This window comes from Flavobacterium salmonis (genome assembly GCF_903819435.1).
In the GTDB taxonomy this organism is placed as follows: Bacteria; Bacteroidota; Bacteroidia; order Flavobacteriales; family Flavobacteriaceae; genus Flavobacterium; species Flavobacterium chungangense.
The window spans coordinates 92,885-108,839 of record NZ_CAIJDP010000079.1; the positions used below are offsets into that span (position 1 = coordinate 92,885).

9 protein-coding genes and 1 pseudogene are annotated in these 15,955 nt (G+C 33.1%); 7 read left to right on the forward strand and 3 right to left on the reverse strand.

The window, feature by feature from the left end; translation table 11 throughout:
• Positions 1 to 226: 226 nt before the first annotated feature.
• From FLACHUCJ7_RS16930 to FLACHUCJ7_RS16940, 3 genes are read left to right on the forward strand one after another with little or no spacing between them, the layout of a single operon-like run.
• Positions 227 to 517, forward strand: coding sequence for a GNAT family N-acetyltransferase (locus FLACHUCJ7_RS16930; protein WP_031456471.1), 291 nt, complete (start codon positions 227 to 229; stop codon positions 515 to 517).
• Between the two features lie 15 nt (positions 518 to 532).
• The gene (locus FLACHUCJ7_RS16935; protein ID WP_078228049.1) at positions 533 to 1,153 is read left to right on the forward strand and encodes an alpha/beta hydrolase; all 621 of its coding nucleotides are present in this window, start codon (positions 533 to 535) and stop codon (positions 1,151 to 1,153) included.
• Positions 1,153 to 1,503 (forward strand): cupin domain-containing protein, encoded by a 351-nt coding sequence (locus tag FLACHUCJ7_RS16940; protein WP_180909732.1) that lies wholly within the window; start codon positions 1,153 to 1,155, stop codon positions 1,501 to 1,503. The genes FLACHUCJ7_RS16935 and FLACHUCJ7_RS16940 overlap by 1 nt, the downstream gene beginning before the upstream one ends.
• A 75-nt stretch (positions 1,504 to 1,578) precedes the next feature.
• Here the strand turns inward: FLACHUCJ7_RS16940 and FLACHUCJ7_RS16945 are convergent, their stop codons facing one another.
• Positions 1,579 to 3,168 carry a sigma-54 interaction domain-containing protein gene (locus FLACHUCJ7_RS16945; RefSeq protein WP_180909733.1) on the reverse strand — a complete coding sequence of 530 codons (1,590 nt, stop codon included), beginning with the start codon at positions 3,166 to 3,168 and terminating at the stop codon, positions 1,579 to 1,581.
• A 301-nt stretch (positions 3,169 to 3,469) separates the two neighbouring features.
• Here FLACHUCJ7_RS16945 and FLACHUCJ7_RS16950 point away from each other — a divergent pair, with 301 nt between their 5' ends.
• Entirely contained in the window at positions 3,470 to 4,408 is a 939-nt protein-coding gene (locus tag FLACHUCJ7_RS16950) for a ring-cleaving dioxygenase (RefSeq protein WP_180909734.1), read from the forward strand.
• A gap of 217 nt (positions 4,409 to 4,625) precedes the next feature.
• Here the strand turns inward: FLACHUCJ7_RS16950 and FLACHUCJ7_RS25395 are convergent, their stop codons facing one another.
• Together FLACHUCJ7_RS25395 and FLACHUCJ7_RS16960 are read right to left on the reverse strand one after the other, a co-directional pair.
• A complete protein-coding gene (locus FLACHUCJ7_RS25395; protein WP_317170926.1) occupies positions 4,626 to 5,039 on the reverse strand; it encodes a T9SS type A sorting domain-containing protein in 414 nt (137 codons plus the stop codon).
• Between the two features lie 54 nt (positions 5,040 to 5,093).
• Positions 5,094 to 6,095, reverse strand: a pseudogene (locus tag FLACHUCJ7_RS16960) (pectinesterase family protein); the annotation flags it as partial.
• 296 nt (positions 6,096 to 6,391) lie between these two features.
• Here FLACHUCJ7_RS16960 and FLACHUCJ7_RS16965 point away from each other — a divergent pair.
• From FLACHUCJ7_RS16965 to FLACHUCJ7_RS16975, 3 genes are all read left to right on the forward strand, one after another.
• Entirely contained in the window at positions 6,392 to 7,438 is a 1,047-nt protein-coding gene (locus FLACHUCJ7_RS16965; protein ID WP_180909737.1) for a ligand-binding sensor domain-containing protein, read from the forward strand.
• Between the two features lie 164 nt (positions 7,439 to 7,602).
• On the forward strand, positions 7,603 to 10,767 hold the full coding sequence (locus tag FLACHUCJ7_RS16970; protein ID WP_180909738.1) for a response regulator: 3,165 nt from the start codon (positions 7,603 to 7,605) through the stop codon (positions 10,765 to 10,767).
• Positions 10,768 to 11,234: 467 nt separating this feature from the next.
• On the forward strand, positions 11,235 to 15,947 hold the full coding sequence (locus FLACHUCJ7_RS16975; RefSeq protein WP_180909739.1) for a PAS domain S-box protein: 4,713 nt from the start codon (positions 11,235 to 11,237) through the stop codon (positions 15,945 to 15,947).
• The last annotated feature ends 8 nt before the right edge of the window (positions 15,948 to 15,955 follow it).

Consider the following 15,955-nt stretch of genomic DNA (forward strand, 5'->3'; position numbering starts at 1 on the left):
TTTAGAATTTAAAAATTAAAGCATTAAAAGTAAATCTCTTAAATCTGCCTAATCTGCGAGAAAAAACTAAGCACATACGAAAAAATTAAAAAGAACTAGTTTCTCAAACAGAGCCGATTCGGAATCTCTATGTACCTTTAAGTAAATAAAATGCCTTTTTTATCAATATTGCAATCTTATAATCCTCTGTGTTTAAAACAAAACACAATGACATAAATTAAAAATTATGGAAACAATAAAATTAGAATTAGACGAAAAAAAACACGGTGCCTTTAATCTTTATGCAGAAGGTAAAAAACTGGGTGAAATGACCGTAAGCCTTAAAGAAGATTTACTGACTGTTTACCACACCGGTGTTGAGCCAGAGGCAGAAGGAAAAGGATATGCCAAAAAACTTCTGGACGAAATGGTTTTGTATGTTCGTGAGCACAATATGAAAGTTTTACCGCTTTGTCCTTATGTGCACGCACAATTCAAAAAACATCCGGACGAATACGAAGATATCTGGAAAAAATAATTTAAAAACAAGCTTATGAATTTAGATACTATTACAGCAGGCGTTCCTTTAAACGAGGCAAAAAAAGCTTTGATCTTGCTTCACGGACGCGGCGCAGGAGCACATGATATCCTTTCGGTTGCTAAATATCTTAACGTTGGTGATTTTGCTTTGGTCGCGCCACAGGCAGAAAACAGAACCTGGTACCCCTATTCGTTTTTAGTGCCAATTGCCGAAAATGAACCTTCATTTTCAAATTCACTTCATGCTATTGCTCAGGTTTTAATTGCCGTACAGCAAAACGGAATCGAAAAAGAAAACATTTATTTCCTCGGATTTTCGCAGGGAGCTTGCCTGGCGCTTGAATTTACTGCCAGAAATGCTGCCAAATATGGTGGTGTCGTGGCGTTTACAGGAGGATTAATTGGTGATCAGGTTTACGAAGAACATTATCACGGGAATTTCGGGGATACTCCAATTTTCATCGGAACGAGCGATCCTGACTTTCATGTTCCTGTGGAAAGAGTGAATCAATCTGAAGCGCTTCTTGAAAAAATGGGTGCCGATGTGACCAAAAAAATCTACGAAAATATGGGCCATACCATCAGTCAGGACGAAATTGATACGGCTAACGCACTTATTTTTTCTAAAAAATAATGATCCAAATTACAAGAGTATACAGCGACAAGAATGGCGAAAGTCATTTTGAGGATTTTGAAGTTCTGTTGACAAACAATGGCGACATCGGTTTTTTATCTGATGATGAACCTGTAAAATCTATTGTTTTTCGAGAAGTGAGTCCGTCCTACGATTACGATTTTCATAATGCGCCTGACCGCCAATATATCGTTTTATTGGAAGGCGGCGTAGAAATCGAAACTTCGCTTGGAGAAAAAAGAATTTTTGGAACCGGTTCAGTCTTATTGATCGAAGATACTACCGGAAAAGGACATAAAACAAAAAATATTGAACCCAAACGAAGAAAGTCAATATTTATAAAAATATAAAAACAAACCACGATAATATACTGCTTTAGTGATGTGCTGTTACTTCAGGGGAAATTAAACCCACTGCACGAATAATCAGCTTAAGAAATGTTCTTTTTTAATACCTAGCTTCTGCATTCGGGAAATCAGTGTCGTTGCGGGAAGACCTAATAAAACTGCAGCACCCTGTGGACCAGAGATTCTGCCATCGCATTTTTTTACGACTTTCAGAATATGCTCCTTCTCTACTTCTTGCAAGGTTTTGGTATATAAATCTGATTCAGGATTTTGAGTTTCGATTCTGAAAATTTCAGGAAAATCCATTTCTTTAATTATCTCTTCGTTCGCAAATAAAATAGCTCTTTCGATCCTGTTTTCTAATTCCCGTACATTTCCCGGCCAGACATTCTGGGTCATGCTTTTGAGCGCTTTTTTTGAAAAACCTTTCATTTTTTTTCCGATTTTGATTGAATGCCTTTCGAGGAAAAAACCAGCCAGCACTTCAATGTCTTCCGCACGTTCGCGTAAAGCAGGCAATGCAATCGGAAAAACGTTTAATCTATAATACAAATCGCTTCTAAAACGGCCTTCGGCAACTTCTTTTTCCAAAAATCGGTTGGTGGCTGCGATTATGCGAACATTAATTTTGATGGTATTTTTACCGCCAATTCTCTCAATTTCTTTTTCCTGCAGTACACGAAGCAGTTTTCCCTGAAGTTCTAATGGCATCTCTCCTATTTCATCCAGAAAAATAGTGCCGTTATGTGCTTGTTCAAATTTTCCGATCCTCAAATCTGAAGCTCCGGTAAAAGCCCCTTTTTCATGCCCGAATAATTCACTTTCAATCAGGTTTTCGGGAATCGAAGCGCAGTTCACTTTTATCATTTTTTCGTTAGCAACCAATGACAATTTATGGATGGCATTTGCAATTAACTCTTTTCCGGTTCCGGTTTCGCCAAAAATCAAAACGGTCGATTCTGAAGGGGCTGCCTGAGAAATCAACTCGTACACCTTTTTCATGGCATCACTGTTTCCGATAATTCCATGAAAACCCTGATTTTCTACAGCTATATTTTGTGATTTTTTTTCGCTTAAGTTATTTTTCAAAAGCTGTAATTCTTCCCAATTCCTTTCAAATGCTGTTGCCAGTTTTATATTCCGGATTGTTATCGAAAGCTGCGATGCCATGCCACGAATAGTTCTATTAGATTCCCTGCTGAAAACGGCAGCGTTTTTAAAGACTAAAAAAAGCACATTTAGGCTGCCTTTTATCTGTGGCAGACTGACTCCTATTCCATTCTTGAAACCTTTATTGTGAACTGAATCCAGATAAACCGGAAGTCTGTTTTTTTTCTCCGGTACCGTTTTTAATTCAAAAACAACGGTTTCGGGCGTTCCTATACAAACGTCAAAAAAACCGTCATTAATCGGATAGACCTTAGAAAATTCCTGCGGACTGGTAAACTGATAAAATATGTGGTAGTCTTTTTGGCCTTCTTCGGCGGAAGCCAGAATAAAATCTTCAAATAAAAAATGCTGTTTTAAACCGGTTATGACATTATGGAAATCTTTTCGGTTTGAAGCTTCTGAAAGTGCTTTGCAGATAGACAAAATCTGCAATTGTTCTCTTTCTCTTTCCTGCAGCCTGTTCCTCATAACTTCGGCCTGATCTTTCGGATTTTCCATAAAGCGTACTATTTTATGCGGTAAAGCGTAAATGTAAGAAATGGCTTTTATAGAATGACTATAGTTTTTTAAAATAAAATATTTTCTGAACATAAAATTACGATATATCGTATCACTATGATATGCTAAACAAATCCACCCTTTTATGAAACAAGGGATTGCTGTAAACGGAATGTTATTTGGTTAAAGTTTGTCTGGAAAAAAGCCCCTTTTTTATTTCTTAATCTAGGTTAATCGATGCAGGAGGATAACAGCGGTAAATTTGTAAAAGAAAATCAATAACAATTTAAATATATAAATCATGGAAAATAAAATTTTAGGCTTACACCATATTACTGCAATTGCAGGTGATGCTAAACGCAATTTCGACTTTTACTCTAAAATATTAGGATTACGTTTTATCAAAAAAACTGTCAATTTTGACGATCCGGGAACGTACCATTTTTATTTTGGTGACGAAGTAGGAAGCGCAGGAACAATCTTAACTTTTTTCCCTTGGGGCGAAGGAATCCAGCAAGGAAGAAAAGGCAGCGGTATGGCAACAGAAATTGGGTATTCTGTTCCAAAAGGAAGTTTGGATTTCTGGCAGAAACGTTTTGAGCAATACAATGTGATTTACAATAAACCGTCTGAAAAATTCGGAGAAAAATACCTTACTTTCTTAGATTCGGACGGATTAAAATTAGAATTGATTGAATCTAAAACTGACGATAACAGAAAAACGTGGGAAACCGACGAAGTAAAAGCAGATGTGGCAACAAGAGGTTTTCACAATATTACACTGACATTGAACAATATCAAACCAACGGCAGCAATTTTAACCGAAATATTTGGCTATAAATTAATTGATCAGGACGTTAACCGTTTTCGCTATGCAACAGCAGCGGTAGAAAATGCAGCGATTGTTGATTTGGTAGAACTGGAAGAAGAAAAACGAGGCCATGTGGCTAACGGATCTGTACATCACGTGGCATTCAGGGTTCAGAATGATGAGATTTTAATGTACTTCCGTGAAAAAATAGAAGCTTACGGATTGTCTATTACACCACAGATTGACAGAAACTACTTCCATTCTCTTTATTTTAGGGAACCGGGCGGTGTCTTATTTGAAATTGCTACAGACAACCCCGGATTTATGGTTGATGAAAGCTTAGAAGAATTGGGACAAAACCTAAAACTTCCTGCTCAATACGAATCGGACAGAGCCAGCATTGAGGCACATTTGGTTAAGATTAACTAATTGATAGCGTTAAGCATAAGGTTTTTGAGAATCAACGATTTGTACTTTCTTATTTGAAGGCTTTCAGAATTCTTAGGATGATACAAAATTACTCTAAAATAAAACCTATACAATATATGAAAGTATATTGTATAGGTTTTTACTATTACTATGTATGATCATCCTCTTCTGAAGATCTGAATCTGGTTTTTATTTAGATGTCGGGCATAAATTTTTTTTACTGTACTAAAAATTTTATTGTTTTTGTACCACTTTCAGATTCAACTTTACCAATATAAATACCTTTGGTTTTAGGCAATTCAACAAGAGATGAATTGTCATTAATAACGGAGGATTTAAGTACTTGTTTTCCACTTATGCCATAAATTGTAAATTTACTATTTGATGGAGCATTTTCTATCCTGATAAAACCATCTTTTACGATCCATTTTAATTTGTTTTTCGAAAAATCATCGGTAGATAAGTTTGTGGCAGGAAGAGCTACTCCATGAATTTTAACATCTGCGAGGCAAAGTGTCTTTCCAGTCGATGCTGAGCTATACCAAGGATATACACGCAGTTTTAAAGTTTTTCCATAAGGAATTTTAAGAACAGGTATTTTTGAAACGGCATACATGGTATTAGATGTCATACTTGTAAACTCACCTGCGACTGAAGTAGTAGAATCAGAACCTGCCAAAACAATTTTAGGTTCGTATAAATTGGCTTCGGTCTGGTCAGTCATGGCTCTAAGTCCTGCCCAATTGGCTCGGCCACTCATATCTGCACCTGTATTCATCCATTCGTATAAATGGAGTCTGGTGTCAGTATCAGAATAAGCCATATTCCATTTGTCACCCCATCCCAAAGGATCAATTTCGACAGGCATTGTACAATAAAGCCAGGCTACCTTTGGGTATTCATGCCATGGCCGGCCAAATTTAATTTTCATTCCATCATCTCCTAATCTTGGACTATTAGGTTGTTATGTTAAATTACACTTATAAAATACACAGCCATATGTTTGTGTTGCTTCTGTGGAAGGAGCTGTTATCCATGCCCCACCGTAACTTCTAATTTCGCATTCATTAAATACTCCAATTCCGCGACCATAGATATAATCTGTACGGCCTAAAATCATACAAGATTTAAAATAAGCGCGTGAGGTTTCTGCTGTCCAAAAGTAGATTGTATCTTGATACGCAAGTATGTCACAATTGATAAAAACATTCCGGTCTGTCTGCAGCGTTATGGCTTGTGCCTGACCAACAACTCCGGCAGTATTTCTAATTGTTATATTTTCTGCCTTAAAATCATTTGCCATAATAGTGAGTGTTGCAGCAGTTTTTACTAAATTGCTATTGCCTGACCATAGTGCTACCTTTGCATCCGGACACAAACCATCGCCGCCATCGTTACAATTATAAATATCATAAGAGATAATAGTTTCTTCTCTACTCTCTCCAATCAAAGTGATGTTGGTTTTATTGGCAGGAACTATGAGCTTCTCTTTGTTGTACAAGCCACGTTTTACATAAATAATTGTAGATGTGCCTGCCGGAACTGCATCAAATGCGGCCTGTATAGAAGTAAAATCTCCTGTTCCATTTATATCGACTACTATATCAGGACTAAAATTTTGAGCTGTAGATGAATTAAAAAATAATAGCCCTACAATTAAGAGGACAAAAAAGTCGAGTTTTTTCATAAAAAAGTGGTTGGTTAGTAAAGTTGTTTAATTGGATAGACATTATTAAATCTTACAAATGAACAGCATCAATATCTATTTTTGTTAAATTAAATTATGAATACAGTATTTTAAATGCCAATTTTTTAATAATAATTCTATCTTGCGTCAAAAATATTTTAATAAAACAATAACGGCTTTTAAATTTTGGTCATTATGCATGTTTACACGGATTGCGATTGACTCATTCTGTTTTTAAGATTATTTTTAAACTCAAATAACACTTTACTACCAAAAACTAAAAACTATAATCGGTAATGAAAAAACTTCTATTGATTAAATTTTCAATTACATTTTTATTCATCATTTCAACAAATGAAATAGTGTCGCAGATAAAATGCAAAATAGAAAATTACTCTACAGAGGACGGACTTTCCCATGATGCCATTGCCTATACGATGAAGGACAAGGAAGGTTTTATGTGGTTCGCCACCTGGGATGGAATAAATAGATTTGATGGTAAAAATTTCATTACTTACAAAGCAACTGCCGGCGATAATAGCAGCCTGAATAATAACCGTATTGCGTTAATCAAGGAAGATGCTTCCGGATATATATGGCTTAAGGCCTATGATCGTCAGATCTACAGATTCGACAAAAGCACCGAATCGTTTCTTTCTATCGCAAACATTTTAGGAACCACTAAAATTGATTTTGATAATGTTTTTCCAACCAGCAATGGGAATGTTTGGCTGACAACTATGAATAAAGGTATTTTTCTGATACAAAAAAAATCAAGTAGTCAAATAAAAACCAGACATTTCTGGCAAAATAAAAAATCAAGTTTTTTATTGGCTTCAAATAATTTAAATTTTTTATTTAAAGACGCGGATAATTCTGTTTGGGTGGGTTCTGATAAGGGATTAGATCATATAACAGCATCTAAAAGTCAGGAATACCAAACAAAAAATATAATAAAAAATAGTAATATAAAATGTCTTATTATACCGGATAATAATGTTTGGTTTGGAACTGATGAAGGTGTACTGATTCGTTATGATAAAATTCGTAAAAGCTATTGGAAAACTGCTATCGCTAAAAAAAGTATAGATGCAATTATAAAATCAAAAACAGAAAATTTATTATTCCTAACTACTTCATCGGGTGAGTTAATTACATTTAATACTAAAACCTTAAAAATAGAATCAATTGATAAAATTTCTGATGCACCAATCTATAAAATTTATCAGGACAGTCGAGGTATACTGTGGATTGAACCCAAAAAACATGGCGTTTTTATGGTTTATCCAAAAGAAAAAAGGAATCGTTTTTTTTTCTCAGCAAACAGATGCTACTTTTCTTGACCTAAAACATAGTTTCGGTTTTTTTGAGGACAATTTCAACAGGGTCTGGATAAAATTAAAAGGGGGGTGGATTTGGGTATTACAACGAGAAAACCAATACATTAGATTACTTTCTGAATAAACCTGGAGATGAAAATCAGAAATTTTCAAATATTGTTTCCAGTATGTATTTTGATCCTTCAGGAATTCTTTGGCTTAGTACGGACGACAGAAGTATTAATAAAATTATTTTTCAAAAAAACACTTTTGAACATCATCTTTTAGTTCTGGGCAGTAAAATTAAATCTGAAAATGAAATCAGAGCTGTTTTTGCAGATGAAGAGAATAGATTATGGCTTGCGTCAAAAGCAGCGAAAGTAAAAGTGTATCGGGGAAATGAAGAATTGAAAAATCCGTTTATCAATTATAAGACAGATGAAATTGGTCATATATACTCCATCATCGGAGATAGGAAAGGAAATATCTGGTTAGGAACAAAAGGAAATGGTCTGTTTAAAGCAACTCCTGTCAACACACAACATTCTCAATATGTATTAAAGCAATTTAAAGCAGATCAAAACAATCCAAAAAGTATAAGCAGCAACCAAATCTATTCTATTTTAGAAGATAAAAAAGGCCGTATTTGGGTAGCTACCTATGATAATGGAATCAATTTACTGGAAGAAAATCAGGGACAATTTAGTTTTATACATCAATTTAAAAATTATCCGGTTACAGAATTCAGCAAAGTAAGATACCGGGCAGAAGGTTATAAAGGCCAAATCTGGGTGGCCACAACAAATGGATTACTGACTTTTGATCCCGACAATTACAATCCGGATAAAATAAAATTTTCGAGATATAGAAAGATTTCCAGTGATAAATTTAGTCTGGGCAGCAATGATGTAGTATTTATTTACAAGGATTCAGAAGCTAAAATGTGGATTTCGACAGCGGGAGGCGGACTTAATCAGGCGATTGAAAAAGGAAATGATTTAAAATTTATAAATTTTGCAAAAAAAGATGGCTTACCCAGTGATTTTATTCTGAGTATGGCAGAAGATGATGAGAAAAATTTATGGCTAGCGACTGAAAATGGTATTTCAAAATTCAATTTATTAAATCAGACCTTTAGTAATTATGATTCCAATGACGGATTGCAAAAAACCGGATTTTCTGAGTCGGCAGGTTTAAAGCTGTCAAATGGCAATTTGATTTTTGGCTCTAGGAATGGATATTTAACTTTCAATCCAAAGAAAATAAAAAATCAAAAAAATACCGTAAAAATGGTTTTTACCAATTTTGAGATCAACAATAAAAATGCAAATGTAAAGTCTCAGGAATTCTCTTTAAAAGCAGACATAAATTACAATAATAACATAGAGTTAGATTATACTAAAAACACAATTAGTATTTATTACACGGTTTTAGATTACAGATCTGGAAACAAACAATTGTATGCTTACCGTTTAAAAGGTTTGGATAATACATGGCATGAAGTAAAAAATCAGAAAAAAGCAACCTTTACCAATTTACCGCCAGGAGATTACGAGTTCGAAGTAAAATGTTTAAGTACGGATTTATATGCAAATATTCCTCAAAAGAATTTATCGTTTACGATTACTCCCCCATTTTGGAAAACCAATTTGGCTTATTTTTTATATACAGTTCTCTTTATTATTCTGCTGGAAATTTCAAGAAGAATAGTTTATTCTATGATTCAATTGCAAAATAAAGTTGTGGTTGAACAAAAAATGACCGAATTAAAACTGAATTTTTTTACTAATATATCACATGAATTAAGGACTCCCCTAACCTTGATTGTGAACCCTATAAATGAGATTGCAAAAAATGAACAATTAAGCGATTTAGGAAGTGAATATATCGAAACAGCGCGAAAAAATTCTAATCGGTTAGTACGTTTTGTAAATCAGTTACTTGATTTTAGAAAAGTTCAGAGCGGCAATGAAGAACTCCATATTGAACCCATAGAATTGGTTTCATTTGTAAATGAAATCAATAGTTTGTTTTCTCAGGCAATCCGTGAAAAAAATATAAAAATTAAAACACTATCCAATTCTGAAACGCTTCCTGTAAATCTGGACAAAGAAAAAATGGATATTATCCTTTATAATTTATTATCTAATGCTGTTAAATTTTCCCCAAATGATAGTAATATCACGGTTGAACTTAAGGTAGAAAATAAGCACATCTTAAAAATTAATGTCACAGATCAGGGAGCCGGAGTCGATGAAACTAATCTTAAAGATATCTTTAAGCTTTATTATGAAACTGACACCGCCAAAAATAAAATTGCAGGAACCGGGATTGGCTTAGCACTTTGTAAAGAATATGTTCATTTGCATCAGGGAACTATTTATGCCGTCAATAACGAAAACAAAGGTCTTACAGTTTGCATAGAAATAGATTTAAACAAGCCTGTTTTTCAAAATAGCAATTACAAATTAGAGTTGTCAGAAGAAAAACAAAAAAATATCCCCGCTCCTAACAAACTAAACAATGAAAGACAACTAGTTGAAAACAATTATAATGCTAAGTTTCCTGTGGTTCTTATAGTAGAAGATAACCCTGAATTGAGGTCCTTTCTAAAGAGTCAGTTACAGCCATTTTATAGCATTTTAGAAGCTGAAAACGGAAACGAAGGCTTTGCAATAGCCACAAATAAACTTCCGGATTTAATTATCAGCGATATTATGATGCCAGAAATGGATGGTATTGAATTACTTGATGCTCTAAAAAATACCACAGAAACCAGTCATATTCCGGTTATTTTATTGACTGCTAAGTTATCTGTAGAAAGTAAGATTCAAGGATTGAATTATGGAGCTGATTATTATATAACTAAACCTTTTGATACAGATTTTCTATTGGCTTCTATCGAAAATTTAATTAAATACAGAAAGAAAATATTTGAAAGTTTACAAACTGATGCAAAAACAATTACACTTGAACCAGGAGAAATAGTTATTACAACAAAAGATGAACAGTTTTTAAAAGATAGTATTGCTATAGTAGAAAATGGTTTAACAGATTCAAAATTCAACATTGATATCATAGCAAAAACTATTAATATGTCAAGAGTAACTTTTAACCGAAAATTTAAAAGTCTCACGCAAATGACACCAGTAGAATTTGTCAGCGAAATGCGTCTAAAAAGAGCCAGACAATATCTGGATGCCGGTGAAACTGACATTGCAAACATTGCATATAAAGTTGGATTTAATGGCGCAGGGTATTTCAGCACCTGCTTTAAGGAGTTTTACAAGATATCTCCTTCTGAATATGTGAGACAAAACAATAGCATTACAAAAAGACATCTGGATAAATAACATACTCATCTCATAATCAAATAAGAAACAATCAGTCAATTAAAAAAGTTGTTTTTAATAAATAAAGAAGCCTCAAAGTCTAAAAATCTTCTTACCTTAACGTTAGGAATAATCTGAGTATTAAAAAATGCCATTTAAATTTGTCAAACAATGAAATGTGAAAGCATTTTTGTACCGTGTTGAAAAATTAAGCGCAACTTTTCTTGTAATTATGTTTTTTAAGTCTATTTAGTTGTTAATGAGTGTTTTGTAAAAATAATAATGACTAAAAAAAATTGGAATATAAAGATTTGGTATTAAATTTGCACCGCCAAAATGCAGATTTATTCGATAAAATGCATGAATTATATTCCCGTAATTTTACTGTGATTTTCAAATTTCAATAAAATAACAATTAAGAAATAATATCATTTTGTATTTTAAATACTAACTGAGAATATAGCGAATTCCCCAAAAAAAAAGCAAAGATGAATGTAAAAGAAAATGAAGGAGAATATCATAAACTACCTTTTTTGAATTCTAAAATAAAAATTACCATTACGACCGCAATTTTATATATTATCATTGCGAAAGCTTCCGGATTTTCATTTGTTCCTGAAATAAATATAGCTCCCTTTTTCCCTGCCGTCGGTTTTAGCATAGCCGCATTGATTATTTTAGGAAGAAAGGCGATATTTGGCGTACTATTGGGAAGTTTCATATTTTCGTTGTTGGCATTTCAACCCTATCTTCGAGGTGCTGCAACTTTTGAGGAATTAGTTAAACCCTTGTCTTTTTGTGTTTTAAGACCGCTCATTATTGGTTTAAATGCTATTGTCGTATCCCGTTTAACCCAGTTGTGGTGCAAAACTAAGTACCCTTTTGACAAAGGAATAAATGTATTATATTTCACTTTTGCTTGTCTGATTGGAGGTTTCATTAGTGTATCTCTTGGTATAGTTTCACTTGCAGTCACTCCCTATGTCAATATGAACAATTTCATGGCAATTTGGAGTAATCTGTTTAGATCTAATATTTTGGGAGCCATTCTGTTTACCCCTTTTGTGCTTTCCTGGCTATACAAAAAGCAACAAATTACGAAGTGGACTTCAAGTAAAAAAATAGAGGCTATTGTATTGACTTTACTTACAACAGCTACCTCAATATTTGTTTTTACGGGCAATGTACAAAATGAGTCTATTATCTTTTTTTTCCTTATATGGGCTGCTTATCGATTTGACCTGAAAGCCATAACCTTCGTAGCTTTAATAGTAACTATCATTTCGTTATATTGTACATCCGTGTATTCGGATGAACCTGTCAATAACTATTGGATTCATAGCTATTTTATGTTGCAGCTATTTCTTTTTGTTAATTTAGTTTCCATAATGTTTCTATACGGCACCCTGGAAGAAAAACGTAACAAAGCCAACAAATTAGGTGAAAGCGAATATAAACTTAATATTGAAAAAAACATTTTGGAAGCTACTATCCAAAGTCCAAATGGCATCAGTATATTTACCTTGGATACTAACTTTAATTATATCAATTTTAACTCAACTCACAAAGATAATGTGAGAAACTTATACGGTTTTGAGATTGAAACTGGAGGTAATTTGTTTGAATATATTAAGGATCCTAAAGTACAAAAGGATGCCATGAAAATTTACCAATCTGTTCTAAACGGAAATATACATATAGAAGAGGATAAAGAAGAAAATCATCTTGGAGATTATTGGAATAACTTCATATCACCTATAATGGATAAAAACAGCACCATTATTGGGATAAGTACAATTTCTATCAATGCAACGAAACAGAAATTAAACGAAATAGAATTAGAAAAAAATAACCGTATTTTAAACGGGCGGATAAAAGAGATAACATGTTTACAGAATATTTTCGAAATTAACAGCAATAATGCACTTTCAATGACTGATATCATTGCCAGCTGTGTAAAAATAATTCCGGAAGCATTTCAATTTCCGGAAAATACCAATTGCAGAATCATTATCCCGGGACATGAATACATTGCCAAAGACAAAAAAACATATTGGAATGCCCGGAAAAATATAATACTCAATAAAGAGGAATATGGTATTCTGGAGATAGGCTGTTGCAAAGAAAAAGAGTGTGTTGATAGTTATTTATCGGAAGAAATGGATTTATTAGGAGCCATTGCTAATATTTTATCGAAATCATTTGAAAATCATTTTGCCGAAGAAAATCTAAAAATAAGCGAAGAAAAATTCCGATCATTTTTTGAGAACATTATGGATGTATATTTTATGTCTACTCTTGAAGGTGATCTTTATGAAGTTAGTCCCTCTATTTACGATTATCTGGGCTATACAAGAACAGAAATGCTCTCCATAAATATGGGAGATTTATATGTTAATCCGGATGACAGAAAAAAACTGAAACAGGAACTACTGGCAAATGGCGAAGTGAAAGATTACGAGATTGAGTTGATGAAAAAAAATGGACAGGTTAGTTCTTTTGCGATGACTGCAAAAATAATTTCAAAAGGAAAAGAAAAGATATCCCATTTTGAAGGTTCTGTTCGTTGTCTGGATGAATGGAAAGAAAATCAATTATTAATTAGAGAACAACATCGAAAAATAAAAAAAAGTGAACAGGACTTCCGTATCCTGTTTGAAAATGTTCAGGATGTTTTTTTTAAAACTGATTTAAAAACGGACATAATATTAGATGTAAGCCCGTCATGCAGCTATTTCAATGGCATTACAAGAGAAGAGCTTATTGGGCAATCGATCTATAATATATATCCGGATGTTGAACAATTAAAACAAATGGCAGAAATAATAGTTTCTGGACATGAGATTAGTGATTATAACAATGAAATAATTATAAAAAACCAACATTATTATGTATCTATTAATGCTAAATTAATTTGTGATGCACAGGGCAAACCTGAATATTTAGTAGGAGCTTTGAGAAACATTACTGAACGAAGAGTGGCTGAAGAAAATCTAAAAATAAGCGAAGAAAACTATCGTATAATTTTTGAGAGTGTTCAGGATGTATTTTTCAAAACAGACTTGAAAACCAAAACGATATTGGATGTAAGTCCATCATGCAGGTATTTCAATGGTATTACCAGAGAAGAACTGATTGGACAAAAAATGTCAATCATATATAATAACAAGCCTCAAATGCGATTGATGTTTAATGAGGTGGCTACCGAACGAAAAATTATTGATTTTAACAATGAAATAATAATAAAAGGAAAATTGTTTTATGTCTCAATTAATGCTAAAATCATTTATGACGAGAATGATGAACCTGAATTTGCAGTAGGATCTATAAGAGATATTACAGAGCGCAGACTTGCAGAAGAAAATCTAAAATTGAGTGAAGAAAAATTCAGATCTATCTATGAAAGTTTTGAAGATATTTATTTTAAAAGGGATTTACAAGGTATTGTTTTAGAAATCAGTCCATCAGTAGAAAAATATTTCGATTTGAGTCGGGAATCAGTAATCAGTAAAAACTATAACGACTTTTGTTATGATCGTACTGAATCTGACAAATTTTATCAAACCCTTATTAAAGAAAAAGAAGTTAATGATTTTGAACAACGCTTTGTAACTTCTAAGGGAGAAATTTTGTACTTTTCAATAAATGCCAAGTTACGATACAGCGACGAGGGCGAACTTGCCTTTGTAGAAGGAACTATGCGTAATGTTAATGAAAGAAAAAAAACAGAATTGGTAATAGCATTAGCAAATGAAAAAATTAAGGAAAGCGAAAAAAAATACAGAACTATTTTTGAGAGTGTTAATGATGTCTTTTTTAGAGCATCTGTAAAAGATCAGAAAATAATTGACATTAGCCCTTCTTGCTCCTATTTTAATATCAAAGAAGAAGAAGTTATTGGCAGTAATTTTGGAGATTTTTATCATAATCTTGATGATAGGCTATATATACTCGAAGAACTTAATAGTGTTGGAGAAATAAAGAATTATCATGTAGAAATAGTAGTGCATTCTAAATTGTATACTGTTTCAATCAATGCAAGAATTATTTATGATGAAAATAACTTGCCTGAGTACATTGTTGGTTCTATCCGTGATATAACTGATAAAATTGAAGCCAAAGAAAATCTAAAAGTCAGTGAGGAAAAATTTCGATCCATTTATGAAAATTTCCAGGATATTTATATGAAAACGACTATTGACGGAATTCTGCTTGATGTGAGCCCATCGTTTGAAAAGAATTTTCAGATTCCTCGCTCGGAATTTATGGGCACTTCGGTTTTTGATTATTATCCAAACAAAAAAAATAAAGAATTATTATTAAAAAAATTAAGAACACAGGGTCATATTTCTGATTTTGATGTACAGTTATATGACTCTTCAGGAAATCCTGTATATTTCTCCATAAATGCACATCTTTTATATGATGAACAAGGGTTTCCGGTAAACATTGAAGGGACATTGAGAAATATTAATGAACGAAGACACATGCAGGATGAAATGCTTACCAAAAATAGAAAATTAGAATTTCAAAATACCGAGCTGGAGCAATTCGCCTATATCGCATCCCATGATTTACAAGAGCCGTTAATCACTGTGAGTCACTGTTCAGAATTATTAGAAGAAGAATTAGCAGGAAAACTGGATGAAGATCAACAACATTATTTAACTTTTATTCGTAGTTCCACTTCCCGTATGCAGCTATTGGTAAAAGGACTTTTAGACTATTCCAGAATCGGAAAAGAAAGAAAAACAAGTATAATAGATTGCAACACAATTGTATCGGAAGTAGTTTTGGATATGAAAAGCAGCATAGACGAAAGTAATGCAGTGATAGAATATGAAAACTTGCCTAAAATTGAAGCTAATGCTACCGAAATGAGGCAGTTATTTCAAAATATGATCAGTAATGCTATTAAATTCAGAAAAAGAGAATTCAGCCCAAAAGTAAAAATAACAGCAGTAATGGAAGATAAAAAATGGGTGTTTTCTGTCGCTGACAATGGTATCGGAATCAAAAAAGAAGATACCGATAAAGTTTTTGTAATTTTCAAAAGATTACATAATCGTAATGAATATCAGGGAACAGGTATAGGTTTGTCACATTGTAAAAAAATAATTGAACAGCATAATGGCAGGATTTGGGTAGAATCAAAATATAATGAAGGAAGTACTTTTAAATGGACATTGCCGTTAAATTAAGAATATAA

What these genes read in the sequence shown, in the direction of transcription:
- FLACHUCJ7_RS25395 (WP_317170926.1), bottom strand. Translation starts at nt 5,039, where the DNA reads ATGACATCTAATACCATGTATGCCGTTTCAAAAATACCTGTTCTTAAA.
- FLACHUCJ7_RS16940 (WP_180909732.1), top strand. Translation starts at nt 1,153, where the DNA reads ATGATCCAAATTACAAGAGTATACAGCGACAAGAATGGCGAAAGTCAT.
- FLACHUCJ7_RS16975 (WP_180909739.1), top strand. Translation starts at nt 11,235, where the DNA reads ATGAATGTAAAAGAAAATGAAGGAGAATATCATAAACTACCTTTTTTG.
- FLACHUCJ7_RS16950 (WP_180909734.1), top strand. Translation starts at nt 3,470, where the DNA reads ATGGAAAATAAAATTTTAGGCTTACACCATATTACTGCAATTGCAGGT.
- FLACHUCJ7_RS16970 (WP_180909738.1), top strand. Translation starts at nt 7,603, where the DNA reads ATGTATTTTGATCCTTCAGGAATTCTTTGGCTTAGTACGGACGACAGA.
- FLACHUCJ7_RS16965 (WP_180909737.1), top strand. Translation starts at nt 6,392, where the DNA reads ATGAAAAAACTTCTATTGATTAAATTTTCAATTACATTTTTATTCATC.
- FLACHUCJ7_RS16945 (WP_180909733.1), bottom strand. Translation starts at nt 3,168, where the DNA reads ATGGAAAATCCGAAAGATCAGGCCGAAGTTATGAGGAACAGGCTGCAG.
- FLACHUCJ7_RS16930 (WP_031456471.1), top strand. Translation starts at nt 227, where the DNA reads ATGGAAACAATAAAATTAGAATTAGACGAAAAAAAACACGGTGCCTTT.
- FLACHUCJ7_RS16935 (WP_078228049.1), top strand. Translation starts at nt 533, where the DNA reads ATGAATTTAGATACTATTACAGCAGGCGTTCCTTTAAACGAGGCAAAA.